The sequence below is a fragment of the Bradyrhizobium sp. SZCCHNR3119 genome (assembly GCF_032487775.1).
GTDB lineage: Bacteria > Pseudomonadota > Alphaproteobacteria > Rhizobiales > Xanthobacteraceae > Bradyrhizobium.
The window spans coordinates 3,527,769-3,552,832 of the sequence record NZ_JAUEUV010000001.1 but is presented as its reverse complement, the minus strand read 5'-3'; the positions used below and the strand labels follow the sequence as shown (position 1 = coordinate 3,552,832).

General features: G+C 63.2%; 28 protein-coding genes. 8 read left to right on the top strand and 20 right to left on the bottom strand.

The window, feature by feature from the left end:
- The first annotated feature begins 275 nt into the window (after nt 1–275).
- The 4 genes from trxB (at nt 276) to QX034_RS16535 (ending at nt 3,835) form a co-directional block, all read left to right on the top strand.
- On the top strand, nt 276–1,241 hold the full coding sequence (gene trxB / locus QX034_RS16550) for a thioredoxin-disulfide reductase (protein WP_315701485.1): 966 nt from the start codon (nt 276–278) through the stop codon (nt 1,239–1,241).
- A gap of 8 nt (nt 1,242–1,249) precedes the next feature.
- Entirely contained in the window at nt 1,250–2,173 is a 924-nt protein-coding gene (locus QX034_RS16545; protein WP_315701487.1) for a LysR family transcriptional regulator, read from the top strand.
- Between the two features lie 423 nt (nt 2,174–2,596).
- On the top strand, nt 2,597–3,511 hold the full coding sequence (gene dapA, locus QX034_RS16540; protein WP_315701489.1) for a 4-hydroxy-tetrahydrodipicolinate synthase: 915 nt from the start codon (nt 2,597–2,599) through the stop codon (nt 3,509–3,511).
- 189 nt (nt 3,512–3,700) lie between these two features.
- Entirely contained in the window at nt 3,701–3,835 is a 135-nt protein-coding gene (locus QX034_RS16535) for a hypothetical protein (protein WP_315701490.1), read from the top strand.
- A 121-nt stretch (nt 3,836–3,956) separates the two neighbouring features.
- Here the strand turns inward: QX034_RS16535 and QX034_RS16530 are convergent, their stop codons facing one another.
- From QX034_RS16530 to QX034_RS16515, 4 genes are all read right to left on the bottom strand, one after another.
- The gene (locus tag QX034_RS16530; RefSeq protein ID WP_315701492.1) at nt 3,957–4,634 is read right to left on the bottom strand and encodes a ParA family protein; all 678 of its coding nucleotides are present in this window, start codon (nt 4,632–4,634) and stop codon (nt 3,957–3,959) included.
- 300 nt (nt 4,635–4,934) lie between these two features.
- Complete coding sequence (locus QX034_RS16525) at nt 4,935–5,282, bottom strand: hypothetical protein (protein ID WP_315726824.1); 348 nt, start codon at nt 5,280–5,282, stop codon at nt 4,935–4,937.
- 766 nt (nt 5,283–6,048) lie between these two features.
- Nucleotides 6,049–6,219: a hypothetical protein gene (locus tag QX034_RS34040; protein ID WP_409977525.1), complete on the bottom strand. Its 171-nt coding sequence runs from the start codon at nt 6,217–6,219 to the stop codon at nt 6,049–6,051.
- Nucleotides 6,220–6,264: 45 nt separating this feature from the next.
- A complete protein-coding gene (locus tag QX034_RS16515; protein WP_315701494.1) occupies nt 6,265–6,555 on the bottom strand; it encodes a DUF1330 domain-containing protein in 291 nt (96 codons plus the stop codon).
- 65 nt (nt 6,556–6,620) lie between these two features.
- Here QX034_RS16515 and QX034_RS16510 point away from each other — a divergent pair, with 65 nt between their 5' ends.
- Nucleotides 6,621–7,088: a MarR family winged helix-turn-helix transcriptional regulator gene (locus tag QX034_RS16510; RefSeq protein ID WP_315701495.1), complete on the top strand. Its 468-nt coding sequence runs from the start codon at nt 6,621–6,623 to the stop codon at nt 7,086–7,088.
- A 254-nt stretch (nt 7,089–7,342) separates the two neighbouring features.
- Here QX034_RS16510 and QX034_RS16500 read toward each other — a convergent pair whose 3' ends face one another.
- The 14 genes from QX034_RS16500 to QX034_RS16435 form a co-directional block, all read right to left on the bottom strand.
- A complete protein-coding gene (locus QX034_RS16500) occupies nt 7,343–8,020 on the bottom strand; it encodes a transposase (protein WP_315701496.1) in 678 nt (225 codons plus the stop codon).
- A gap of 118 nt (nt 8,021–8,138) precedes the next feature.
- Nucleotides 8,139–8,708 (bottom strand): Swt1 family HEPN domain-containing protein, encoded by a 570-nt coding sequence (locus tag QX034_RS16495; protein ID WP_315701497.1) that lies wholly within the window; start codon nt 8,706–8,708, stop codon nt 8,139–8,141.
- Complete coding sequence (locus tag QX034_RS16490) at nt 8,705–9,322, bottom strand: DUF5343 domain-containing protein (RefSeq protein WP_315701498.1); 618 nt, start codon at nt 9,320–9,322, stop codon at nt 8,705–8,707. The genes QX034_RS16495 and QX034_RS16490 overlap by 4 nt, the downstream gene beginning before the upstream one ends.
- Before the next feature lie 472 nt (nt 9,323–9,794).
- Entirely contained in the window at nt 9,795–9,980 is a 186-nt protein-coding gene (locus tag QX034_RS16485; RefSeq protein ID WP_316195575.1) for a hypothetical protein, read from the bottom strand.
- A 359-nt stretch (nt 9,981–10,339) separates the two neighbouring features.
- A complete protein-coding gene (locus QX034_RS16480; protein WP_315701501.1) occupies nt 10,340–10,600 on the bottom strand; it encodes a hypothetical protein in 261 nt (86 codons plus the stop codon).
- 263 nt (nt 10,601–10,863) lie between these two features.
- Nucleotides 10,864–12,147: an FAD-binding oxidoreductase gene (locus QX034_RS16475; protein ID WP_316195573.1), complete on the bottom strand. Its 1,284-nt coding sequence runs from the start codon at nt 12,145–12,147 to the stop codon at nt 10,864–10,866.
- Nucleotides 12,148–12,169: 22 nt separating this feature from the next.
- Nucleotides 12,170–12,961: an amino acid ABC transporter ATP-binding protein gene (locus QX034_RS16470; protein ID WP_315701503.1), complete on the bottom strand. Its 792-nt coding sequence runs from the start codon at nt 12,959–12,961 to the stop codon at nt 12,170–12,172.
- A gap of 36 nt (nt 12,962–12,997) precedes the next feature.
- Nucleotides 12,998–13,657, bottom strand: coding sequence for an amino acid ABC transporter permease (locus tag QX034_RS16465; protein ID WP_315701504.1), 660 nt, complete (start codon nt 13,655–13,657; stop codon nt 12,998–13,000).
- Nucleotides 13,658–13,662: 5 nt separating this feature from the next.
- Nucleotides 13,663–14,379 (bottom strand): aspartate/glutamate racemase family protein, encoded by a 717-nt coding sequence (locus QX034_RS16460; RefSeq protein WP_315701505.1) that lies wholly within the window; start codon nt 14,377–14,379, stop codon nt 13,663–13,665.
- Between the two features lie 109 nt (nt 14,380–14,488).
- Nucleotides 14,489–15,340 (bottom strand): transporter substrate-binding domain-containing protein, encoded by an 852-nt coding sequence (locus tag QX034_RS16455; RefSeq protein WP_315701506.1) that lies wholly within the window; start codon nt 15,338–15,340, stop codon nt 14,489–14,491.
- 65 nt (nt 15,341–15,405) lie between these two features.
- Entirely contained in the window at nt 15,406–16,536 is a 1,131-nt protein-coding gene (locus QX034_RS16450) for a saccharopine dehydrogenase family protein (RefSeq protein ID WP_316175087.1), read from the bottom strand.
- Between the two features lie 13 nt (nt 16,537–16,549).
- A complete protein-coding gene (locus QX034_RS16445; RefSeq protein WP_315701508.1) occupies nt 16,550–18,331 on the bottom strand; it encodes a thiamine pyrophosphate-binding protein in 1,782 nt (593 codons plus the stop codon).
- Nucleotides 18,332–18,521: 190 nt separating this feature from the next.
- On the bottom strand, nt 18,522–18,962 hold the full coding sequence (locus QX034_RS16440) for an Lrp/AsnC family transcriptional regulator (RefSeq protein WP_315701509.1): 441 nt from the start codon (nt 18,960–18,962) through the stop codon (nt 18,522–18,524).
- Between the two features lie 101 nt (nt 18,963–19,063).
- Nucleotides 19,064–19,966: a LysR family transcriptional regulator gene (locus QX034_RS16435; protein ID WP_315744642.1), complete on the bottom strand. Its 903-nt coding sequence runs from the start codon at nt 19,964–19,966 to the stop codon at nt 19,064–19,066.
- Nucleotides 19,967–20,120: 154 nt separating this feature from the next.
- Here QX034_RS16435 and QX034_RS16430 point away from each other — a divergent pair, with 154 nt between their 5' ends.
- The 3 genes from QX034_RS16430 to QX034_RS16420 are packed head-to-tail and all read left to right on the top strand — an operon-like array spanning nt 20,121 to nt 24,373.
- Nucleotides 20,121–21,524 (top strand): VOC family protein, encoded by a 1,404-nt coding sequence (locus QX034_RS16430; protein WP_316188762.1) that lies wholly within the window; start codon nt 20,121–20,123, stop codon nt 21,522–21,524.
- A gap of 53 nt (nt 21,525–21,577) precedes the next feature.
- A complete protein-coding gene (locus tag QX034_RS16425; protein WP_315701512.1) occupies nt 21,578–23,131 on the top strand; it encodes an aldehyde dehydrogenase family protein in 1,554 nt (517 codons plus the stop codon).
- 12 nt (nt 23,132–23,143) lie between these two features.
- Entirely contained in the window at nt 23,144–24,373 is a 1,230-nt protein-coding gene (locus tag QX034_RS16420) for a pyridoxal phosphate-dependent aminotransferase (RefSeq protein WP_315701513.1), read from the top strand.
- Nucleotides 24,374–24,469: 96 nt separating this feature from the next.
- Here the strand turns inward: QX034_RS16420 and QX034_RS16415 are convergent, their stop codons facing one another.
- Nucleotides 24,470–24,715: a conjugal transfer protein TraD gene (locus tag QX034_RS16415; RefSeq protein WP_315767736.1), complete on the bottom strand. Its 246-nt coding sequence runs from the start codon at nt 24,713–24,715 to the stop codon at nt 24,470–24,472.
- 1 nt (nt 24,716) lies between these two features.
- Nucleotides 24,717–25,043 (bottom strand): conjugal transfer protein TraD, encoded by a 327-nt coding sequence (locus QX034_RS16410; RefSeq protein WP_315744649.1) that lies wholly within the window; start codon nt 25,041–25,043, stop codon nt 24,717–24,719.
- Between the last annotated feature and the right edge of the window lie 21 nt (nt 25,044–25,064).

The following is a 25,064-nucleotide window of genomic DNA, read 5'->3' as shown; positions in this document are numbered from 1 at the left end:
CCTGGCGGAAGCTGCGGCGGATGACCGGTCGGTCACCCCGAGGGGACGGAACTGTCTTAGCGCAGGCCGGCTCATTTGCGCAATTTTATTACGCCTTTTCCAGCCAATGACCGGCTCGTGAAGGGAAAATTCGCTGAGATGCGTTGCAATTCTTGCATGGCTAGCCAGATGCCTTAGACTTGGATTTGACACTTTCGATGGGCGGCCGGGGCGTGTGCCGGCACATTCCGCTTGCCACATCGCGAAAATCCCCCGCCCGACGAGAAATCCGCCCCATGCAAGCTCCGCTCCACGCCAAGGTCGTCATCATTGGTTCCGGCCCAGCCGGCTATACGGCAGCCATCTACGCAGCGCGGGCAATGCTGGAGCCGATCTTGATCCAGGGCATCCAGCCGGGCGGTCAGCTCACGATCACCACAGACGTCGAGAACTATCCGGGCTTCGCAGACGTGATCCAGGGGCCCTGGCTGATGGAACAGATGGAGAAGCAGGCGGCGCATGTCGGCGCCCAGATCAAGACGGACTATGTCGCCAAGCTCGACCTGTCGCGGCGGCCGTTCAAGCTGACCTGCGATTCCGGCGACACCTACCTCGCGGATACCGTGATCCTAGCAACCGGCGCCCAGGCGCGCTGGCTCGACATCCCCTCCGAGGAGAAGTTCAAGGGATTCGGCGTCTCCGCCTGTGCGACCTGCGACGGCTTCTTCTACCGAGGCAAGGACGTCGTCGTGGTCGGCGGCGGCAACACAGCGGTCGAGGAGGCGTTGTTCCTGACCAATTTTGCGGCATCGGTCACGGTCGTGCATCGGCGCGATCATTTCCGCGCCGAGCGCATCCTGCAGGACCGCTTGTTCAACCACCCCAAGATCAAGGTGGTGTGGGACAGTGCACTCGACGAGGTCTGCGGCGATAGCTCGCCCGCCAAGGTCACCCATGTCCGGCTCAAGAACATCAAGACCGGCGCGCTGACCGAGCTCCGGGCCGACGGCGTCTTCATCGCAATCGGACACGCGCCCGCGACCGACCTCGTCGCCGGCCAAGTGAAATTGAAACCCTCCGGCTATGTCGAGGTCGCGGCGAATTCGACGGCGACGTCCGTCCCCGGCCTGTTCGCGGCCGGCGACGTGGCCGACGAAACCTACCGCCAAGCGATCACCGCAGCCGGCATGGGTTGCATGGCTGCGCTCGAGGCCGAACGCTTCCTTGCGCATGCCGCGAGCGAACGCGCGGCTGCGGAATGAACTCAACGATGGCACGAACTCGCGACGGATTTACGGATATGGATTGGGACAAGCTGAAGGTGTTTCACGCAGCGGCGGAAGCAGGGAGCTTCACGCATGCCGGGGAGCAGCTCGGGCTGTCGCAATCGGCGGTGTCCCGCCAGGTCAGCGCGCTCGAACAGGAGCTGTCGGTTTCGCTGTTCCACCGCCATGCACGTGGCCTCATCCTCACCGAACAAGGCGATCTCCTGTTCCGCACCGCGCATGACGTCTTCATGCAGCTCCAGGCGGCGCGCGCCAAGCTGACAGACAGCCGGGAGCGGCCGAGCGGCGACCTCAAGGTCACGACCACGCCGGGGGTCGGCATCAATTGGCTGATCCCGCGGCTCGGCGAGTTCACAGCGCTCTATCCAGAGATCCGGATCTCGCTGATCGTGACCGACGAGGAGCTCGACCTCTCGATGCGCGAGGCCGACGTGGCGATCCGCACCCGCAAGCCGACCCAGCCCGACCTGATCCAACGCAAGCTGTTCGCGATGGGTTTCCATGCTTATTGCTCGCCGGAATATGTGAAGCGGTTCGGCACGCCGCGCACCCTCGACGAACTCGACAGCCATCGCATCATCACCTTGGCCGACGGCCAGGTCGCTCCGCATCTGCAGAACCGCAACTGGCTGGTCGAGGCCGGCCGCAACGGCTCCGGACCGCGCGAGGCCTACTTCAAGGTCAACAACATCCTGGGGCTGGTGCGCGCCTGTCAGCAGGGGCTCGGCATCGCCGCGCTGCCGGATTATCTGGTCGAAGAAAACAGCCGCCTGGTGCAACTTTTCGGCGAGTCGGATTCGATCCAGCTCGACACCTACTTTGTCTATCCCGAAGAGTTGAAGACGGTGGCGCGCGTGCAGGTGTTCCGTGACTTTGTCGTGAGCAAAGCGCAGCGCTGGCCGTCCTGATTTGTGCATGTCTGACATGCGGCTCGCATGGTTGCTGGGTAGCGGTGGCGGGTACCATAATAACTCCGTACTGAGTGCTCGCGTTGCGCATTTGTCCCCCTCCTCCAGTGGCGCGGGCGTTCAGGAATCCCTCTTGGAAGGTGATTGTGTCGGCCTCACATGGCCAAACCTCCAGCCGGGCTCATTGGGCCCGGCTATTTTTTTGCGCTTAAGGCAACCTGTCGTTGACAGTACGGCCGCTTCCACGCATGTAGGAGCCATGTCCACGTCGTCGCACGCCAAGCTGTCGTCGAAAAAAGCTCCCCCTTGGGGGAGGTGTGGACGCGCGCGCTGAATTTCTGATCCGCCGCTTCGCAAAACCCCGCCGCTAGGACGGGGTTTTTTGTTGGCTCCGTCTCCCGGCTCGAAACAAGGAGATGGACCATGACCGACCTGCGCACCCAACTGCACGGCCTCTGGCTGCCGTTGATCACCCCGTTCCGTGACGGCGAGCTGGATGAGCCGTCGTTGCGCAGCCTTGTCAGGCATTATGCGGCCAAGCCGATCGATGGCCTCATCCTGGCTGCGACCTCCGGCGAAGGCCTGGCGCTGTCGTGGGCCGAGCGTGAGCGCCTGGTCAGGATCGTGCGCGCCGAACTGGCGGCGACCGGCCGAACCCTGCCGATCTGCTTCGGCCTCTGCGCCGCGGCCACGGCGGAGCTGGCGGAGGCGCTTGATCGGACCGCGACCTGGCCGATCGACGGCTATCTGATCTCGAGCCCGTTCTACGTGCGGCCCTCGCAACGCGGGCTCCTGCAGCACTTCTTGGCGCTGGCCGAACGCACCGCGCATCCGATCATCCTGTACAACATCCCCTACCGGTCCGCGGTCGGCCTCGACAACGAAACGCTGCTGCGGCTCGCCGAGCACCCCAAGATCGTGGGCCTGAAGGATTGTTGCGCCAACCGCGCGCAGACCCGCGAACTCCTGCAAAAGCGGCCGCACGGCTTCCGCGTGATGACGGGAGAAGACGCGCAGAGCTTCGACGCGCTTCAGGCCGGGGCGGATGGCGCGATCCTGCTCTCGGCGCATATCGAGACCGAGACCTTCGCCGACATCCAGCTTCACATCGCGGCCGGCCGTCATGACAGCGCAGCCGCCTGCTGGGATGCCGTCGAGAGCTTGACGCGGCTGCTGTTCGCCGAGCCGAGCCCGGCCCCGGCGAAGTACTGGCTCGCCCGCACCGGCGTCATTGCCAGCCCCGAGCTGCGTTTGCCGATGGTGGAGGTGAGCGTCGAGCTCGCCGCCCGTCTCGACCAGCTGATCGCGCACCGGCACGGCGTCCTGTTACCTGCATGAGGGACCTGTATGGCCGCGCCGCTGACCCGGCGCGGCATGCCGCGAACCGATGCCGATCGGCTGCCATCGAGTTAAATGCAAACTAATCCCCGCGAGCAAATCGAAGCGAACAAATGGAAGCGAAATCGCAACCGGCTTTTAAAACTATTCCAATATCAAACTCGCGAAGAGCAAGAACGCGGGGGCGTCGTGGCTTTACAGCATCATCCCTACTCTGCGCAGCAGAGCTTCACTCGAGAAGACATTCTCTGGGCGATCGGCATCTGGTCCGTCATCCTGACCCTGACGCCCGCGATCGCGGTCTATTTCCTGATGGTCGTCTAGCCTGGTTGCCGGCTGGAGGTCGGGAAGATCAAGCCGCGCCGCCGCACGGCTCTGAGATCTTTGACCACTTAAACCAACGCGCGGGAGCCGTGCGTTGTACGCTCCTGACTTCGGGACGCGATCAAGCCGCCTGCTTGTGCATCGCGCCGTTCGCCGACACGGTGCCCCGGATCGCCCGCACCGAACGCTCGATCGCAGCCCACAGCCTTGCGATCTCGGCCGCAGCACGACCCTCGGCATAATATTCGCGCACGCCCTCGCCCTGGCCGAGCGCCATCAGCAGGTCGGCGCGGTTGGTGATCTGACCGCCCCAGACCGGCGCCCTGAACTTGGCAAGCGCCTCGCGGGCGATGGTGACGATCGGGCTTTCGGACTCGTCGCGGCGCGCCGGCGCACCGTTCAGCACGACGGCATAGGGCTTGCGCGCCGCCCGGCAGGTCTGGATCGTCTCCTGCACCGCGTTGACGTCGAACACGCCCGGACGCGCCGGGATGATGACCATGGTGGCGTTCTTGATGGCGTCTTCGACGACGGCCGAAACGGTCGGCGGCGTATCGATCAACACCCATTCGACGCCCTCGCGGCGGGCGGCGGCGACGATCCCGCTCACCGAATTCACCGCGGTCTTGATCGGCGGCTCGTTGGTGCCGCGCAGCTTGTGCCAGAGCGTCAGCGACCCCTGCGGGTCGGCATCGATGAGCAGACAAGACTTGCTCGACTTGATCTGCGCAGCGAGATGGGCAGCGAGCGTGCTCTTGCCCGAGCCCCCCTTACGCGATGCGAAAACAATAACGTTCATACTTCGGCCTCCAGATTGACCCCGGAAACAAAAATGAATCAGCGGGCTGATTCGCGGAAGAAAAATTTAGTGTTTGTTATGGCGTAACTCCTGATTGCTGATTCGCGTTGGTTTTGAGTCACACCCCGCGGCCAGCGCACGATCGAGCAACGCCGATCACCTATCCAACGTTGAACATCGGGCTGCAAACGCCTTCCCCGATGATAACTCGCTCAACAGCAATCCACGTGTCCGAACGCAAAGCGTCGGACTGCTCACGTCGAACTGCTCGGATTTGCATCCGTCCTGCCGAACCTCCGCTCAACTCGCCTCGGACTTTGCGGATCTCTTCCCTTGCGTTCTCTTGCCGGCCGGCTTCTTCGCCACAGGCCGGATGCTCATCGGCTTACCGGTCGCGGAGGTCGCAGTCTCGCCCGGCTCCGGCCCGAACTGAGCGCGGCATGACGGCGACAGCTCCGCTTTGTGCCGGACCATGCAGGCGGTGATGCGGTCGACATCGGGGACCTCCGAGCTGCACAGCCGGAGTGCGTCGTCGGTGCAGGCCTGCTGCTGCTCGGGCGTGTAGGCATAGCTGGTCGCCGGATGCGCCGTCGCCACCGCCGACAGGAGCAATACGGCGCCGATGCCTCCCCACCCGTTCACGGTCATGCGCCCCTCCCCTCGTGATTGCAAACTCTGATTGAAATATGAAAGATTCGCAAGCTCTGCGATAGAGAGGACTGACCGCCTCATCGTTCATGCGGGGCCTCAAGGACGGAGGTCGACGGACTCCCGGACGCTGCCGGCCCGCCGCCCTGCATCTCGCAATGTCCGAAATTGCACCGCCTGACATGAATTCTTCATCGCAACTCTGCCCAGATGCCATGCGGGCGCACGCTCACGGTCTCGCGGCACCAGATGCCCGAGTTTGGCTGCAACAGGCCCTCTCTCCAAAAGCGCGAGGGCGCAGGGAATGCCGGGTGAAGGCCTCACCCATGGCCCGCCTGCAGAAAAAAAGCAGGCGGCAGTCACCACAGGTCAAGCCGATCAACCGGCATTCCCTGCGCGATGGGCTTACGGCTTATACGTGCTCTCCCCGGGGACCGGCTCTTTTGTCCCCGTTGTCGGCGCGATGCCAAGCATCGTCGCCAACGTAACGCCAGCACCGGGGCGCCAGGACCACACGACTTCACCGCCCGCAAGCGCCATCAGTCGTCGCGCAATAGCGCCTGATGTGCCGCGGCCACCGCATCCCCGCCTCACGTATCGTGACGATCGCGCGTACGCCCCTCAGCATCGAGGCGGGATGTCGCGGATGAAACCACTGATTTGGGGGTGGAGTCAAGGTGATTTCTGAAAATCGGAATAAGCGTCATAGACCGGCGCGACGGCGTAATCGAACTATGAGCGATGGACCTGCAGGCCACCGCACATCTCACAGCCCAAAGATAAATGCACTGTCACCGCAATACGTCTGGGGCGTCGCCATGAAGCGGATCCAGACCGAATCGACGAGGCGCGCGCCCTGCCACTCGCCGAGCATCACCATGTAGAGGCTCAACGTGAGTTGGATCATGGATGGCGTCGTGTCCAGGATGCCGGGCATCGCTTTACCGCGATTTTTGCGCTCGGCTCATGACCTTGACGCCCGTCAGCCTGCATCGACGACAAACATGCGCGCCTCTTGAGCCGCATCGCGCTCGACTTTGATCGGCGCGTATTCTGACGAGTTGTAAAATGCAAGAGCGTCGGACAACGTCGCAAACTCAAAAATGCCGGCTAGAGGCAGCGGCTCCACGTTTCCTTCCAACACCCGAGCGACAGGTCCGAAATGGAGGATGCGCCCCCCGGCGGCTGTGAGGGCTGCCTGAAAGTGCGGGGCCAAATCCGCTTGCTTAGCTGCATCCTTAACCCGGAGGTTGACGTGGACATAGGCTGGCATCGCGCTTCTCCTAGAAATAATGCATATACATTATTCTCTTTCTCGAAGCCTGTCGAGGCCGACATATGACGGACGATTCAGATCTCTATCGCCTCATCGAAACCGAATGCCCGGCATTCCAGGCGCGAGCGACCGCACGAGCGGTCACGCGCTTTTACAATGCTTGCTTCCGCTCGCTGGGGATCACCGCTGAGCAGTTCAGCCTTCTGGTAGGAATTGGTGGCAGCCACGAGCCGACGCTCGCGGAACTGGCCGCGCGAGCGGGAGTGGACGCCACCACTCTCAGCCGCAACGTCAAGAGTCTTGAGCAAAGGGGTCTCGTATACAGCCAAGGAGGTCTCGGTCGCGCCGGGAAGCGCTTGGTGCTTACCGACGAAGGTCGCAGGTTGATGGAGGCAGCCATCGTCGTTTGGGAGCGAGCTAGAGCTAGATTGACAGACATTCTCGGTGAGGAAGCGTCACACGTTGCGCGTAACATCATGTCTCGGCTTACTCAGGCCGCTCAGACCGCCGCATCGGAAAGCTCTGAATGAACCGCCCGCCGGTTCCGCTGGGGCGCCGTCAGTGTTGCATTGCCAATCGCTCGCGCGCCAGTTCATCCTGGCTACTTCCGACGCTAGGCTTCCATCATAGCCTAAACTTGTAGCCCCCGCTGTCGCCCCATCTGCCAAGACACCGATCCGCCCTGCACGATGCCCCACACCTCGCGGTTGAGCTGACGGTCGATCACCGAATTTCGATGACAGTGCATTTAATTACGACGCCATTGCGCCGGGCGCCGCCGCTCTCATCGCTCCTCCCGTTCCGCCGGCTTCGGCCCGCGCTTGGCCGGCTTGAGCACCCGTCCCGTCAGCTTCTCGATCCGGGCCAGGAAGCGGTCGCTTCCAAGCGGCCGGCCGATGCTCTCGGCGGCGCGCAGTTTCGAGAACAGATCATCCTCATCGTCCGGTGAGTTCGTCAGCAGCCCGGCAACATCAGGAAAAATCTCTCGCACCGACTCGCGTGCGGTCACGCCGTCGTCCCTGCCGCGCAGATGCGCACGCGTGCTCGACCAAGCCCAATCCTGGGCGCGCGCGACCAGCCGCGCCCGCACCGGGTTGAGGCTGACATAACGCAACGCTGCGGCGAGATGCGCCTCGTCCATCGCCACCGCGCCGAACCGTCCCTGCCAAAAATGCCCGCTGCGCTTGCGGCGCGCCTGGACGATCCCCGCATAGATGCGATGCACGCGCGATAGCGCCCGCCGCAGGCCGTCAGCATCCGACGGCACCAGGATCAGGTGCACATGGTTGGGCATCAGGCACCATGCCCACACCTCAACCTTCGCGGCGAGACAATGTGTGGCGAGCAGATCGCGATAGAGCATGTAATCGTCGTCGCCGAAGAACGTACGCGCCCTCCCGTTGCCACGCTGGGTCACATGGTGGGGCAGACCGGGAATGACGACGCGGGCAAGACGGGCCATGGCTCATCCTGCCATGTGCCGTTCGCAGGTGTCAATTAAGTGCACTGTCACCGAAATCTGTCACCGAAATTTCAGCCAACTGTGCCGCGCAATTTGCCTAAGCACTCTACCTGCAGCACTATGGGGCAACGACTCTAAACCAGTCCCGCATTGTCTGCTTGATGCGCTCGACCTCCTCAGCAGGAATGATGCTCATGTGGCAGATCGTGTTGCGCAGGTGCACGAGCAGCCGAGCTTCCTGAATTAGTCCTTTATCCCTGATCAGATCATCGAAGCCCTCTTTCCAGTTCTGCTCGATCACTTTCAAGAGTTGAGGCAGCGTCAGGAGTGCCGATTTGTCGCGCGAACCTAAGGACATCCAACTCTTCATTTCCTCGGTCGCTTCTAGCTTTTCGACTTCATCTTGCACGTCCTTTGGTACTTTCTCGTACCAATTGGGAACCGTCCCTTCCTTCGACAGCACCTCGACCAGTAGGTCACGCAGATAACTCTCAAAGAAAAAGAAGAGCTTGTACGGCTCAGATGCCTCGACCGCCTTGCGAACAATGTCCGGAACAACCGCGGCTAGGTCCTGCTCCTTGGAAATCAGAAGCGTCTCCTTGGGCACGACGTTGTCGATTTTGGCGACCGTCTTCTCAGCCGTCTGACCGAGCATCACAAAGAGCGACGCGGTAGAATCTATCGTCATTGGAACGTCTTGCGGATGGCGTTGAAGATGTTGAGATACACCTCCTCCGAGCCGTTCGATGGCAGGACAACTTGAATGTTGTAATGGAACTCCGTTCTCAAGCCCTTTACTTTCCGGCCGGCCCCGTGGTCCTCGACTTCCACCTCCGGGCTATTCTCCTTTTCCTTTTTGGGCTCCTCTTTTGAGGCCGACTTAAAATCGCCGAGCCTCGCGACCGCCGCAAAAGTATTCGCAATACGGGCCGTCATGTCCTCATCGGTACCTGCAACTTGTGAGACCAGACTCCGCAACTTCTCGCCCGTGTACTCCCAAGCCCTCTCGTCAGAGTCGAACAGCGGTCCATAAGCCTTGCGCAGGCCCTCCGCTATTGCGGTCCTGCGTTGGTCCTCCGACCCTTTCAGCAAGCTATATTTGGGCGTTGGCTTATTCGCCGTATCGATGAAACCGAGGTTACGCAAAAATGGAATAAGAGGACGGTCGCCCGTTGACTTCAAGCCTATCGTGTCCTGCATGAACTGATGATTGAAGGTCTCTGGGATCTTCGCGCTATTGATTTTCTCGAAAAGGGTACTGACGTTCTTGTAGCTGCTCAAGTACGGCAACTGGACGGGCATAGATAGGCGCTCCTCAGCGAATCAGCCAACGCCAATTTTAACACGCGCTCCTCCCGTCAATCGCTCGGAGGTTGCCGTATTCCACCTTTTCACATGCGGACAAAAGCCTACTGAACATAGCGCGTAGAGCGGATCGACGACGCGTGATGCGCCACTTCAATTTTGCCAAACTAAACTCGAGTGGCGGCCGTCCCCCCGTCGTCGCTATGAAAATGGCGGATACGCTAACGGTAGTCCGCCCTATGGCCGTGCTGAGGTAGTATCGGTAAGCCGAGAGGTCGAAAGCGAATGACCGGGCGACGTCTCGACCACCTATGGCGAGCACCAAGATTTCGGCATAGGCATGAGCGAGCGGCGATTTACCCGGCTCATCAACGGCATCTCAAAGAAGCTGGCGAACCACGAAACCGCCATGAGCCCGTACGTGGCGCATGACGACCTCGGTCGCGTCCATGAAGCGCTGCATGGGTAGCTAATGTTTTTTGCGGGGAGACCTTCTTGGCTCAATGTGTCGTTCGACGGATGCGGCAAGCGTCCTCTCAGGTTTCGTGCCGCCTTCGAGTTTTTCACCCGCGAGATGTTTGACCGGACGCGACGTTTTGGGCGGTGGGTTTTCATAGCGCTTCCCGCCGCCTGACTTCTTCGCCATTTTTGCCATTGATTTCTCCTTTCCAGAGGTCAACCAAGGGCTGCATCATAGCCGTCCAGTTGTCGCACGCGAGCCAACGAGCCGTTCTCCACAATGGACTTTCGACATCTCCTGCTGACAGGCGTTCCGGTCAGTACCTCTCGGCTTAGCTCCCTTTGGGGTTCGCCAAACCGGCGACCTATAAGCGGAACCTCAGTTTTCTGCGGGCAAGATGGGTTCCAACACGCACCGCTCAGCCCTCGCGCTCACATCGTTCAAGAACGATTTCCGGTGATCGCTTTTTCGTTACAGCCGTAACAGCGCCCCCATCCTCTCCGAAAATTGTGCTGCAACGCAAAATTGTGCCCCGGATTTCGGTGACAGTGCACTTAATTACGACGGCACTGCGCCGGGCATCGCCGCCCTCTTCCCTCCTCCCATTCCGCCGGCTTCGGCCCGCGCTTGGCCGGCTTGAGCACCCGTCCCGTCAGCTTCTCGATCCGGGCCAGGAAGCGGTCGCTTCCAAGCGGCCGGCCGATGCTCTCGGCGGCGCGCAGTTTCGAGAACAGATCATCCTCATCGTCCGGTGAGTTCGTCAGCAGCCCGGCAACATCAGGAAAAATCTCTCGCACCGACTCGCGTGCGGTCACGCCGTCGTCCCTGCCGCGCAGATGCGCACGCGTGCTCGACCAAGTCCAATCCTGGGCACGCGCGACCAGCCGCGCCCGCACCGCGAGCGATCAAGCCGGTGTCACACAGGACTTTCTCATCGGTGGTTTCGGGGAGGCACCACCGATAACGACATCCGCTGGCGGTGGCAATTTGACGGCGTTTGACTGCGCTCGCCGTGCCCCGGAATCGAAAGCCCGGTTGCGCGCCCATCGCAGCTTCATGTCGCTCCCGACGTCATCCGTTACCTAGACCGGCCGAATCGCGATATGGCGAACGGCCGAATGTCGATCGGTGCGTCCTTGCCCGAGACGAGGTCGGCGATGATCCGTCCGGTGAGCGGGCCCGAAGCCAGACCGATATGTCCGTGTCCAAACGCGTGGAAGATATCCGGTGACGCCGGGGACGGACCGATGACTGGACGACCGTCCGGCGTCGATGGCCGGTGCCCCATCCAGCGTTCTATCGCCAGACGTCCACGCGACCCGAGGCCCGGATAGGTTTTCAGTGCATGCTGAACAAGAATCTCGACGCGGGCCCAATCCGGCTTGGCGTCAACATGCGCAAGCTCGACCTGTCCCGAGAGCCGGAGGCCGGCAGCCGTGGGCGTGTTGGCCATTCTTCCATCGCTCGGCATGATAGGAAGCCGCGGGCCGGCGCGAGGGGATGTGATCACGCCGTGGTAGCCCCGCTCGCTAGCAAGCGAGACGCGATCGCCAGCGGCCCGAGCGAGCGCCTTGGAGTAGATGCCGGCGCAGATCACGGCGCGATCGCAGTCGACCCGCCCCTGGTCGGTCGCCACGGCCTCAAGGCGGCCATTGGCCATGATAAACCCCGTCGCTCGCGCGCGACGAAGATCAGCGCTGCGCGCAAGCGCGGCCGCCACGATTGCCGACACATAGGCGCCTGGATCGGCGCAATGCGCGCCTTCCTCGACAAAGGCCGCGAACCGGTAGCCGGGGCTCAAGTCCGGCTCACGCCGACGCAACTCGTCGGCGTCGAGCTCGACCCAACGCAGCCCGTTCTGGCTCCGAAGCCGCCAGGCGAGCGCCTCTTCTTCGAACGCCTTGCGGTCCCGATAGGCATAGAGCAGGCCGGTGCGACGGATCAGATCGGGCCGTCCGATCTCCTCCGCCAACAGGGCATGGCGCTGCGGACCATCGCGCAGGATCAATGCGAGCACGCGCGCCGTATGCTCGACCTTCTGCACGGTCCAACCGGCTGCGAGGAAGCGCCACAGCCACGGTGCCAGCGAAGGCAGGGCCGCCCAGCGCAGCACCAGCGGTCCGCTCGGATCGAGCAGATAGCCCGGCACCTTGCGCCAGAGACCGGGCATCGACATCGGGATGATCGACGCGGGGCTGATCCAGGCGCCGTTGCCGAAGCTCGCCGCCTGGGGTCCGCCGGGCTCATCCGGCTCGATCAGCGTGACGGCATGTCCGTCCTTGATCAGCTCCCAGGCCGTGGCGGCGCCGACGATGCCGGCGCCGATCACTGCGATGCGCAGCGGCGTCTGACTCTGTTCCATGAGGAGCTGCGTCCTTGCGTCTTCACGCGGTGGCCGCAGCGGCCGGCAAGCGGCCGCCATGGAAATGACTGAGGAAGGCGCGTGTCGCCGACTGCTGCGGTGTGTCGATCACCTGTCGCGCCGGTCCGTCCTCGACCACGACACCATCGCGCATGAACACCACGGTGTCGGCGACTTCGCGCGCAAATGCCATTTCGTGCGTCACGAGCACCATCGTCATTCCTTCGGCCGCGAGCTGGCGGACGACCGCCAGCACTTCGCCGACGAGCTCGGGATCGAGCGCCGAGGTCGCTTCGTCGAACAACATCACCTCCGGCTTCATCGCGAGTGCACGGGCAATCGCCACGCGCTGCTTCTGCCCTCCGGACAGCTTGTCCGGGGCGACGTCGGCCTTGTCCCTCAATCCGACCTTGTCCAACAGCGCCAGCGCCGTCTGGCGTGCCTCGTCCGGCCGAACCTTCAGGACGGTGACGGGCCCCTCCATCACGTTTCGGATGACCGACATGTGCGGAAACAGGTTGAAGTTCTGGAACACCATGCCGGTCCGCGCGCGAAACGCTGCGAGATCCTTGTCGCGAGGCAATTGATGTCCATTCGTGAAGTCCATGGTGCTCCGACCGACGCGGATGACTCCGCTTTCCGGGAGGGTCAGCAGATTGAGGCACCTGAGCAGCGTGGACTTGCCCGAACCGCTGGGCCCGATCAGCGCGACGACGCCCCCGCGCGGAACGCGCAGAGATATGTCCTTGAGCACGCTCACGGCCCCGAAGGATTTCTTCACGTGAATGAGCTCGATCATCGCGGCATCGGACATGGGAGCATTCGCCTCGCTCGTTGACATCGGCCCACCTCAATGCGCGAGGCGCGCTTCCAGCACGCGCGCGACACGGGTCATCGGGAACAGGATGATGAAGTAGATCACAGCGATCATCGTGTAGGTCTCGAGCGGTCGGTAGGTCGCCGACGTGATCAACTGCCCCTGATACAGCAGGTCCGGCACCGCCAGTACGGAGAGAAGCGAGGTGTTCTTCAGCTGCAGCACGGCCTGATTGACCAGCGGCGGAATCATCCGCTTCAACGCCTGCGGCATCACGATGCGCCGCATCAGGTCGAAGCGGCGCATGCCGAGGGCGCGCCCGGCATCCCACTGGCCGGGATCGATCGACACGATGCCGCCGCGAATGATCTCCGAATAGAACGCGCCGCCATAGAGGCTCAGGGAGATGAAGGCCGCCACCGCAGGCGACAGCTCAACGCCGATCAGGACCGGGAGCGCGTAGTAGATCCACACCAGCTGAACCAGCACCGGCGTACAGCGGAAGATCTCGACGAGCATCACCAGCGGTGACGAGATCAGCCGTATGTTGGACAGGCTTGCGATCGCCACGATGCAGCCGACGACGAAGCCGGCGATCGCGGTGAGAATGGTGAAGCCGATCGTATAGGCCGTACCGACGCCGATCAGCTTGCTGTATTGCAGAAGGAAGCCGAAGCTCCACTCGTAATGCATCTCGCCTACCCCATACCAAACGATTGCGAATAGGCGGTCTGGGTCAGCCCCGAATAGAACCAGCGCCCGAGTGTGATGACGTCATAGACCGGCAATCCGAAGGCGCGCGACACCTCGTCGGAAAACGGTGGCAGGTTGGTGCATTCGAACACGATGGCACCGATGCTCGGATCGCCGGAGAGAAGCGTTTGGACGGCTGCGAAAACGTCCCGCCGCAGCCATTCGCGATCATAGGGGCGATCGCCTTCGATATGCGCGCGCAACGCGCCATCAGCAGGAAGCCCGACTCGCGGCGTGCCCGGGTCGGCGCCGACGGCAACGAAATGCCTCTCGGTCAAAGCCTTCGCATCGTAGGTGACGACGCCCGCTCGGCGGCCCGCCGACAGGCAGCGCTCGACGATGGGTAATTGCAAAAGGCTCGAGGTTGCGAGCGGCAGCTTCATCCTCGCGGAAAGCTCGCACTGTCGTGCGGCCAGAAAGCCGCACGACGTCGTGAGTCCGATGGCCCCCTCCGCATGCAGCTCGTCACCGGCTTTAACGAACGCATCCATGAGGTCGGCGTCATCGCCACCGACGATCTTACGCGCGGATGCTCCTGGAACGATCTTGAAGATCACATCGAACGGCCAGCTTGCGGAATTGCCGACGTCCCCTGGCGGACGGTGGATCGCTGCATCGAGCATAATGATGCCGAGCGGAGGGTGTCGATCATTCTGCGTCAAGCCGTATCCCTTCAAACATCGATTCCTTCAACGATGCGATGCAATCAGGAGAGCCCTGATGCAAAACTGCCCGCGTCATGCGTGGACGCGGGCAGATCGATCGACAGCATCAGAACTGGAGGCCCGGAGGAATGTCCTGCTCCTGGATGTTCACGAGCGAAAGGCTCCCCAGGATCCATTCGCGCAGCGCGCCGAGGGCACGGCTATATTCCAGCCAGTTGTCGACATAGGTGCGGAAGCGGGTATCGGAATCGACACGCACGCCGCAGCAGGTCGGCTGCGCGGCAACCGGCGTCGGGATGATGACCTTGCCGACCTTCGCGTTCTTCTTGACGGTCACCAGCGACAGCATCGCCACCTGGATCAGGCAGTCCGCCCGGCCCGACTGCACCGCCAGCACGGCCTCATCCGGGGACTTCAGCGCAACCAGCGTCGCCTTCGGCAGCGTCCGCCGCGCATAGAGATCGTGCGTGGATCCGATATCCACGGCCACCTTCACCTCCGGCTTGTTGAGGTCGTCCCATGATTTCGGCTCGAAGCCGGGCTTCGCGATGATGGTGAACGTGTTGTTCATGATCGGGCGGGTAAATTCAACGATCAGAGCCCGCGACGGCGTCGGGCTCAGTCCGAACATGATGTCGATCTTGTTGGCCTGGAGATCCAACACCGAGTTGCCCCAGGTCGACTCGATGATCTCGATCTCGGCTTCCATCGCCTTGGCCAGCTCGGTCGCCATGCTGACGCAGAAGCCCGACCATTGTCCGGTCGCGATGTCCTTGTGGTAATAGGGCTCGGTGCCGACGATACCAGCGATACGGAGCTTCTTGGTCCTGCGAATTTGCGCGAACGTGCTCTCCGGTTGCGACTGCGCAAGGGCCGGCGACACCGCCGAGCTCGCTGCGATCGCAGCGGCCGCCGCGCCAAGTCCCACAAGCGATCCGATTTCACGACGATTGACCATTCAAACTCCCCCTCTTAAAGTTGATTTTTTGACCCCGGACTGCGATGCCGCGAGGTCGGACACACTCATGCCGCCCTTTTGCTAGCAAACCGTGCGACAAAGTCACTCGTTTCGGTGCTACGGGCCTCCCTGGCCAGCCGGCTACCTTCACGGGTCGACAGGAAGTCGGACAGGCTTGCATCTTCCTGGCGCACAAAGCCCTTTGCCGGCAGCTTGCCCGCGAGAAACAGCTCGACCATCGCGACACAGCCCGCGGCCGTCGTCAGCTGGATCGCCCCGAGCTCGGGTCGGCCATCGTAGCGCAGGACGATGCTGTCCTCCTCCATGCGGCCGTCGCGCTCACCGATGCCGGTGACGAAGATCACAACGACGTCTTTGCGCGTAAATGGAGCTGCGCGATTGAGGATGCGGCGCATGGTCTCCCGGTCGTCCGCAAGCCCGAGTCCCTGCAACAGCAACTTCATGATCTCGGCATGTCCGGGGTAGCGCAAGGTCTTGTAGCTCATGTCGCGAACCTTGCCCGCCAAGGTCTCGGTCAAAGTGCCAAGCCCGCCTGAGGTGTTGAAAGCCTCATAGGCGACGCCATCGATCATCACGCCCTCGACCCCCTCCAGCGCCGGCACCGCCGTCGGCTTGCCGTCAAACACGATCTCGCAGGGGTTGCAGTATTCGTTGATCAACCCATCGACGGACCAGGTCACGTTGTACCGCAAGGCATTGGTCGGATAGAGCGGCAGCGCACCGACGCGCATCTTGATGGTTTTCACGCTATCGAACCGCGATGCCATCTCCGCCCCGAGCACGCAGATGAAGCCCGGCGCCAGGCCGCATTGCGGCGCAAACATCACGTCCGCGCCCGCTGCGATGTCCTTGATATAGGCGGTCGTGGCGACGTCCTCGGTGAGGTCGAAATAATGGGTGCCGGTCTCCGCGGCGGTCTGCGCAATGCCACGGTTGAGAAAATACGGACATGCGCTGACGACGATCTCCTGGTCCTTCAGAAAGGCGCGGAGGGCAGCAACGTCTCCGGCATCCACAACTGTGGTAGCGAAGATGCGTCCGGCACTCAAGCCGAGCTGCGCGTCCGATGCGTCCGCCAGGGTCACCTTGTGCCCCTGCTCCGCCAGCATGCCGGCGATCACGGTACCAATCTGCCCGGCGCCGAGAACGGCGATGTTTCGCGATGATTGAGCCATATCGAACCCCTTCCTAGAGAGCAGCCTGGACGCCGACGGCCGCCGGATCGGCCCCGACCTTCTTCAGCCATGAGAATACCGGCGGCAGGCGATCGGCGATGGATTCCACCGCAACGTCGATGAAGACCGGCTCGTTCAGCTGGAACGCCTCGCGCAGCGCCGCCTCCAGTTGCACCGGCGTTTCGACCCGGAAGCCGCGAATGCCGTAGACGGACGCGAGCCGGCTCATGTCGTATTTGCCGAAGTCGACGCTGAATGTCGGGTCGTTGGCCGGCACGGCCGCGCCCGGCGCGGACGCCTTGCGGGCGCGATCCCGATCGACGACCCGCTGCAGGGCCTTGATCCAGCCAAAGCAGGCATTGTTGAAATGGATCAATACAGCCGGAATTTGCAGGCGCGCGAGCGTCTCCAACTCGCCGGCCGACATGCCGAGCGAGCCGTCGCCGAACAGGCCGACGGGCTTCAGATGGGGCGCTGCGAAGTAGGCGCCGATCACCGCCGGAATGGCGTAGCCGAGGCCGCCATAGAAGCGGGGGATCACGAGCTTGGACTGCGGATCGCGCAGGCGGAGAAAGCGCGTCGCATAGGGCGTCGGCGTACCGGCGTCCGACACCACGTTGCACGGCATCGGCAGGCACCGGTTGAGCGTTTCGATCACCCGCTCGGGCCGCAGCGGTACCTCGTCGCTCTGCAGATGCGGCGCCATCACGTCCCAGAACTCGGCGCGACGGTTGTTGATGTCGTCGACCCACCCGGCGGTCACCGACGCACGATCGGCGGGGGCCTTGGCGATCAGGGCCTCGACGACCGCGCGCGCGTCGCCCACCAGCGGGAAATCGATGGCGTAGGTATTGCCGATGATTTCCGGCTCGAGATCGACCTGAACGATCCTGGTCTCCCCGTTTGGCACCGGCCACTGCCAATTCATGGTGGCCACCGAGCCCATGCGGCAGCCGACATAGATCACGAGATCGGCACGCCCGAGCGCCCACACCGCGTGCGGATGGAAGCCGTTGTCGCCGATGATTCCGATCCCGAGCCTGTGGTCGTCGCGAATGACACCTTGCCCGGTGATCGTCGTGACGACGGGAATGCCGAGACGCTCGGCAAAGGCGGTGATGGCTTCCGCCGCTGCGGATCGATTGGCGCCGCCGCCCGCAACGATCAGCGGACGCTCGGCGGCGAGGATGGCGCCCAGCGCGCTGTCGAGATCGGCGTCGGCGGGCCTGCTCCTGTAGGACGGCGCCTGCCTGCATTGCGGCTCGACATGCAGCGAGACGCCCTCGCTGGGCAGATCCTGGTAGAGAATGTCCTCCGGCAGCGCGAGGACGACGGCGCCGGGCCGACCGCCAGTCGCCTCGCGAAAGGCGCGGCGCACGACCTCGGGCAGCTTGCGCACATGAGCGAGCGTCTCGGCCCGCTTGCTGATCGGCTTGAACAGATCCTGGACGGGCAGCTCAGTCAGGGTGCCGCGCCCGACGCCGGGCTGCGGAATGTCGTTGACCAGCAGGATGAGGGGCACCGACGATTTGTTGGCTTCGGCGACGCCGGGCAGACCGTACAGCGCACCGGCCCCGCTCGGCACCTCCGCGACTCCCGGCTTTCCGGACAGGCGCGCATAGCAGTCCGCCATGAACACCGCCGAACGTTCGTCACGGCACAGGATGTGGCGGGGCGCGCCCTTCGTCGTTCTGAGAGCCTCATAGAGCGCGACATTGGTATCGCCCGGGACGCCGAAGATGACGTCGACGCCATATCCGGACAGCATGCTCACCAGCGCGGTTGCACCGTTCATTTTCAAATGCTCCTTGTTCTCAGTTGTTATTCAGGAGCATAGGCGCGGCATAAATATCCAAACCGCCGGTTATACGAAGAATATAGTTGCAAACCGCCGGACTAAGACTCGTTTCGACGGGAAACGAGACATCTTGCTAACAATCGAAGCAAGAAGGACGGCAATGAGGCAGGCTTTGCCCAGGCCTTGTTCACCTTTCGAATTTTCTGGCGAGAAGAATCGATGACGTGGTGCGTCGAACACCTTCCATCTCGGCGATCCAGTCGATGATTTCGTCGAGATGCGCCGACGTCGCGCAGTTGATCTTGACGAAAAGATCGAACGGGCCGCTCAGCGTGTAGCAGTCGACGACTTCAGCTTTCTTGCGCAGCGCGGCAATGACGTTGCCCTGCTGCCTCACCTCCAGCTCGATCAGGATGATCGCCGAGATCGAGGTCACATGCGCCTGCTTGCCCAGGATCGCGGTGTAGCCGGCGATCGTTCCGTCCTTTTCCAATCTTGCCAATCGCCCCTGCGCGGTCGCCCGGGACACGCCGAGCGCCTTCGCAAGATCGGAAATGGAGGTCCGCGCGTTCACCATCAGGATGTTGATGAGGTCCTGATCCTTCCTGGCGTCCGCGGGGCGGGCCATATCTTACCTCTCCGAATTGATCGTTTCTGAGCAGAACGAAGGGAAATTATTACGTTCTGGCCAAAACGGTCCAGCACTTCTTCCAGTCAGCCCCGGCCTGTCTATCGATCAGGCGCGGTCACCGCGATGAGCCACTCCCGGAACGCTCGAAGCGGCGGATAGGCCGCACGCTCCGACGGCCAGACCAGGTAGTAGCGCTCGGGACTTTCCATTGGCAGATTGATGGCCCGGACCAGCTTGCGGCTCGCAAGCTCCTCCTCGATCAGGAACGTCGGCAACAAGGCCACGCCCAGGCCGGCCATCGCGGCCTGCGCCGCGGTGGCAAACTGATCGAACACCATTCCCTGAGTGGGCCGCGCTGCGACGTCGTGCATCGCGAACCAGCGCGTCCAGGCCTGGGAACGAGTCGAGATGCTGAGCAGCGGCGCCCGCCAGAGATCGCCCGCGGCACGAAAGCGATACTCCCGTTTCAGGCCGGGACTACACGCCGGAATGACCTGCTCGGAGCGCAGGAGGGCCATTTCTGCGCCCGGCCATTCCGCCTGGCCGAAATGGATCGCGGCATCCAGCGCCTCCGCGCCGAAATCGAAATAGGACAGCCGCGTCGCGAGGTTGATCGTGATCCCGGGATTGGCCGCGAGAAATTGCGGCAGCCGCGGCGCCAGCCAGCGCGTCCCGAACGTCGGGAGAATGCCGAGGTTGAGCGTTCCCCCGCCCGGATTGGCCCGCAGGTTCAACGAGGCGGAGCTGATCTTGTGGAGCGCGTCGCGGATCTCGCGCGCATAGGACGCGCCGGCGGAGGTGAGCCGCACCGTCTGACGTTCCCGAATGAAGAGCTCGGCCTCGAGCTGCTGCTCCAGGATCTTGATCTGCCGACTGACCGCGCTCTGCGTCAGCTGAAGCTCCTGCGCCGCCATGGTCATGCTGCCGGTGCGGGCCGTCGCCTCGAAGGCGGCGAGAACCGCGGTGGAGGGAAGGAAGCGGCGAGGTGTCTGGGTGCTCATTTGGTCATTCCAATTCAGAATGATCTTCTGAGCAAACATTGTTTGAACCGGCCCCAGCGGCAAGTCTAATCTGCAGATGTCATGATCAAATTGCATGACTGAGCGATCAGGGCCTCGCACGATCAGGCTGGTCCGGCCCCACTGGAGATCTCCGATGCGAGCACTGCACGCGGACGCCGACGACATCCGCACCTTGTTTTCGCGCGCTATGTCGGACATGTACCGCGCCGAGGTGCCGCAATACGGAACCCTGATGGAGCTGGTGAGCGAGGTCAATCGGGCGACCTTGCAAGAGAGCGAGCAGTTGCGCGCGAGCCTCGAGCGGAGCGACGAACTCGAGCGATTGAGCCTCGAGCGTCACGGCGCGATCCGCCTGGGACGCGCGGAGGAGTTGTTCAACGTGCGCCGCGTGTTTGCCGTGATGGGCATGCACCCGGTCGGCTACTACGACCTGTCGGCCGCGGGCGTGCCGGTGCATGCGACGGCGTTTCGCCCGATCGACGATGCAGCTCTGCGCCGCAATCCGTTTCGGGTTTTCACCTCGCTGCTGCGCCTGGAGCTGATCGAGGACGACGCGCTACGCGCGGACGCCGAGCGCATCCTTGGCGAGCGCAGCATCTTCACGCCGCGCACCCTGGACCTCGTGGACGTGTTCGAGACGCGGGGTTACCTGACCGTCGCGCAGGCCGAGGAGTTCGTCGGCGAAGCGCTGGAGACCTTCCGCTGGCACAGCGAGGCGACGGTCAGCCTCGACGTCTACGAGCAGCTGCACGATGCGCATCGGCTGATTGCCGACGTGGTGAGCTTCAGGGGTCCCCACATCAATCATCTGACGCCGCGCACGCTCGACATCGATGCCGTCCAGGCCGCAATGCCGGGACGCGGCATCGCCCCGAAGGCCGTCATCGAGGGCCCGCCGCGCCGCAACTGCCCGATCCTGCTGCGCCAGACCAGCTTCAAGGCGCTTGAGGAACCTATCATCTTCAAGCGAGCCGACGGCACATCCGCGCCCGGAACACATACCGCGCGCTTCGGCGAGATCGAGCAGCGCGGCGTGGCCTTGACGCCGAAAGGACGCGCGCTCTACGACGCGCTGCTTGCGTCGGCACGGGAGACTGGCGGCCGCGAGGCGAGCCCGCGCAGCTACTCCGAAAGACTGGCCGAACGTTTTGAGGCGTTTCCCGACGACTGGGCAACGCTGCGACGCGAAGGCCTGGCCTTCTTCCGCTATTCGGTGACCGAGGCCGGGGCCGGATCGGGCCACGCTCGGACGTCCTCCGTCGCTGATCTAATTGCCGAGGGGCTGTTGCGCTTCGATCCGATCGTCTACGAGGATTTTCTGCCGGTGAGCGCCGCGGGCATCTTCCAGTCGAATCTCGGCTCCGAGGACCAGAAGACCTACGCGTCCAACGCCAACCGGTCCGCATTCGAGGCCGCTCTCGGCGCCAAGGTTTGCGATGAAATGGAGCTATACGCGAGGGCGGAGCAGGATTCGCTGCAGCAGGCTCTGCTGCAGCTGACATCATCAAATCTCGGACGCACGGCGGTCGCCGGTTAGCAGCGGGCAGATCGCAACAACTCATCCAATCTACCGTTCAAAGGCCGTTTGCCATGACCGATACGCCGTCTCGTTCCATCACATCGCTCGCCGGCGAAGTGGACGCATTGCTCGCCAAGCTCGGCGTCGAGCCGAGTCGGCACACAGGCGGCACGCTGGTGGCACGAACTCCGATCACTGGCGAGATCACCGGGCGCGTGCACGAGGTCAGCGCCGCCCAGGCGGCCGTCGAGATCGACAAGGCGCACGCCGCCTTTCTGGAATGGCGGCAGGTCCCTGCGCCGAAGCGCGGTGAGCTCGTGCGGCTGCTCGGCGAGGAGTTGCGCGCCAACAAGGAGGCGCTCGGCAGGCTGGTCTCGATCGAGGTCGGCAAGATCGCCTCGGAGGGCCTGGGCGAGGTCCAGGAGATGATCGACATCTGCGACTTCGCTGTCGGCCTGTCGCGCCAGCTTTATGGCCTGACCATCGCCACCGAGCGCAGCGCGCACCGCATGATGGAGACGTGGCATCCGCTCGGTGTGACCGGCATCATCTCCGCGTTCAATTTTCCCGTGGCGGTGTGGTGCTGGAATGCGGCGCTTGCTTTGGTGTGCGGCAACAGCATCGTTTGGAAGCCGTCGGAGAAGACGTCGCTGACCGCCCTCGCCACCGAGGCGCTGTTCGCGCGCGCGCTCGAACGCTTCAGGCGGGATGGCGGATCAGCCCCCGACGCGCTGTCCGTGGTGTTGTTCGGCGGGCGTGACATCGGAGAGATCCTGGTCGATCACGCCAAGGTCCCGCTGGTCTCGGCGACGGGATCGACAGCCATGGGCCGTGCAGTCGGCCCGCGGCTCGCCAATCGATTTGCGCGGGGGATCCTCGAGCTCGGCGGCAACAACGCCGCGATCGTGACGCCGACGGCGGACCTCGATCTGACGCTGCGCGGCGTCGCCTTTGCTGCCATGGGGACGGCCGGCCAGCGCTGCACGACGCTGCGGCGTCTCTTCGTCCACGAGACGGTCTACGACGCATTCGTACCGCGTCTGAAGCGGGCCTATCAGAGCGTGACGGTCGGCAATCCGCTCCAGACCGACGCTCTCGTGGGGCCGTTGATCGATCAACTGGCCTATTCGGCGATGCAGAAAGCGCTCGAGGCGGCGCGTGCCGTTGGCGGCCACGTGCTCGGCGGCGAGCGCGTTGCGCTGGCGGGAGCCGACGAGGCCTATTATGTGCGCCCGGCGCTGGTCGAGATGTCCGCGCAGACCGGTCCCGTCAGGCACGAGACCTTCGCGCCAATTCTCTACGTGATGACCTATCGCGATCTCGGCGCGGTGCTCGAGCTGCACAATGACGTCCCGCAGGGTCTGTCGTCCTCGATCTTCACCAACGATCTACGCGAGGCGGAAACCTTCCTGTCAGCGCGCGGATCCGACTGCGGAATCGCGAACGTGAACATCGGCCCCTCCGGCGCCGAGATCGGCGGCGCGTTCGGTGGCGAGAAGGAGACCGGCGGCGGACGCGAGTCGGGCTCGGACGCCTGGAAAGCCTATATGCGGCGCGCGACCAACACCATCAACTTCGGACGCACGCTACCGCTCGCCCAGGGTGTCAAGTTCGATATCGCCTGAGAGGAGCCGCCCGTGAACGTGATCGCCAAGTCGCCATCTCCGTTCAAGCCGGCCCAGCGGCTGTCCACCATCGGCGTGTCGGAGATTCTGAAGATCAGCGGGCTCGCCGCGCAGATGAAGCGCGAGGGGCGGGATGTCATCATCCTCGGCGCGGGCGAACCTGATTTCGACACGCCCGAGCCGATCAAGGAGGCCGCGGCGCGGGCGATGCGGGACGGCGCGACCAAGTACACCGTTCTCGACGGCGCGCCCGAGCTGAAGGCCGCCATCCGTGCCAAGTTCAAGCGCGACAACGGACTCGACTTCGCGCAGGACGAGATCACGGTTTCGGCCGGCGCCAAGCAGGTGCTATTCAACGCCATGATGGCAACGCTGGACCCCGGCGATGAAGTCATCATCCCCACGCCATTCTGGGTGACCTACGCCGACATCGTGGCGATCGCCGGCGGGACGCCCGTTCTCGTGCCGTGCTCGGAAGCCGACGGGTTTCGGCTCTCGGCCGAGGATCTTGCACGCGCCATCACGCAGCGGACGCGCTGGCTGATGCTGAACTCGCCGTCGAATCCGTCGGGAGCGGCCTATTCGGAGCACCAGTATCGGCCGATCCTCGACGTTCTGCTGAAGCATCCCAATGTCTGGCTCATGGTCGACGACATCTACGAGCACATCGTCTACGACGGCTTTCGCTTCGTGACGCCAGTCGCCATCGAGCCGGCGCTGCGCAACCGCACGCTGACGGTGAACGGGGTCTCAAAGGCCTATGCGATGACCGGCTGGCGCATCGGCTACGGCGCCGGCCCCAGCGCGCTGATCAAGGCCATGGCCGTCGTGCAGAGCCAATCAACTTCCTGCCCCTCGTCCATCAGCCAGGCCGCCGCAATCGAGGCGCTGACAGGACCGCAGGATGTCATCGCCGACCGCTGCCGCTCGTTTCAGCAGCGGCGCGACCTCGTCGTCAACGCGTTGAACAGCATCGAAGGCATCAGCTGTCGCGTCCCCGAGGGCGCCTTCTACACGTTCGCGAGTTGTGCAGGCCTCATCGGCAAGACCACGCCGGAGGGCCGCGTCGTGGAAGACGATACCCTGTTCGCAGACTATCTTCTGCGCACCGCCGGCGTTGCCGTCATCCCGGGTTCGGCCTTCGGCCTCGCGCCCTATTTCCGGATCTCCTACGCCACCTCAGCGGCCGAGCTTCGCGACGCCTGCCAGCGCATCGCTGCCGCATCGGCTCGACTTTTGTAGATTGCGCGGAACACTTGTGAGCCGCTCGCATTTCACCCATTTTCTTGCGCGAATACTGACGCAATGAGATATCGCGTTGCATCAGCGACGAACTGGTTACACAGTTCGCTCGTGACCTTTTGCCGCGATCGCCTCTAATTCGGGCCGGCCTTTTGTCGCCCACAGCTTGCGGGCCTCTTCGCCTTTGTCGCTGCGGAGCTTATCGGCTGCCCAGAGCAATGCCCCTAAGATCGTCGCCCGATCATCCCCGGTGAGCCCTACGATGCCGGCTTTGACGACGAGTCCACCGAGCTCGATGAGATGCCGCGTGCGCTTGCGGCGTTCGACCTGCCAATTGCGCATTTCATGCCGCGCCTTTGCGGCCTGATGCCGGTTGCGCGCCGCTCGGTGGCGCTGGAGCGCCGTCCATGCTGCGATCAGTTGCTGCTGCAATTCGCCGCGGCCGGCTCTGAAAGAACGCGCCCCCGCGCTTGGCCCATGCCTCCCTCCTTCCGGCATCTTTCGTCTCGGCTAACACAATCAGCGCGCCAGCCAGTTCTTCAGCAGTGAGGGTGTCGGCTCCAGTCGCGATAACCAGTTCGCCGAGCTGACGCACTTTGCGAGTTTTCAGTCCGCGCGCTTTGTCTTCGAGTGCCTTCAGGTCCGCATCAAAGTCTCTTGGTTTGCGCATGATTGTCTCCATGAGTGTTGA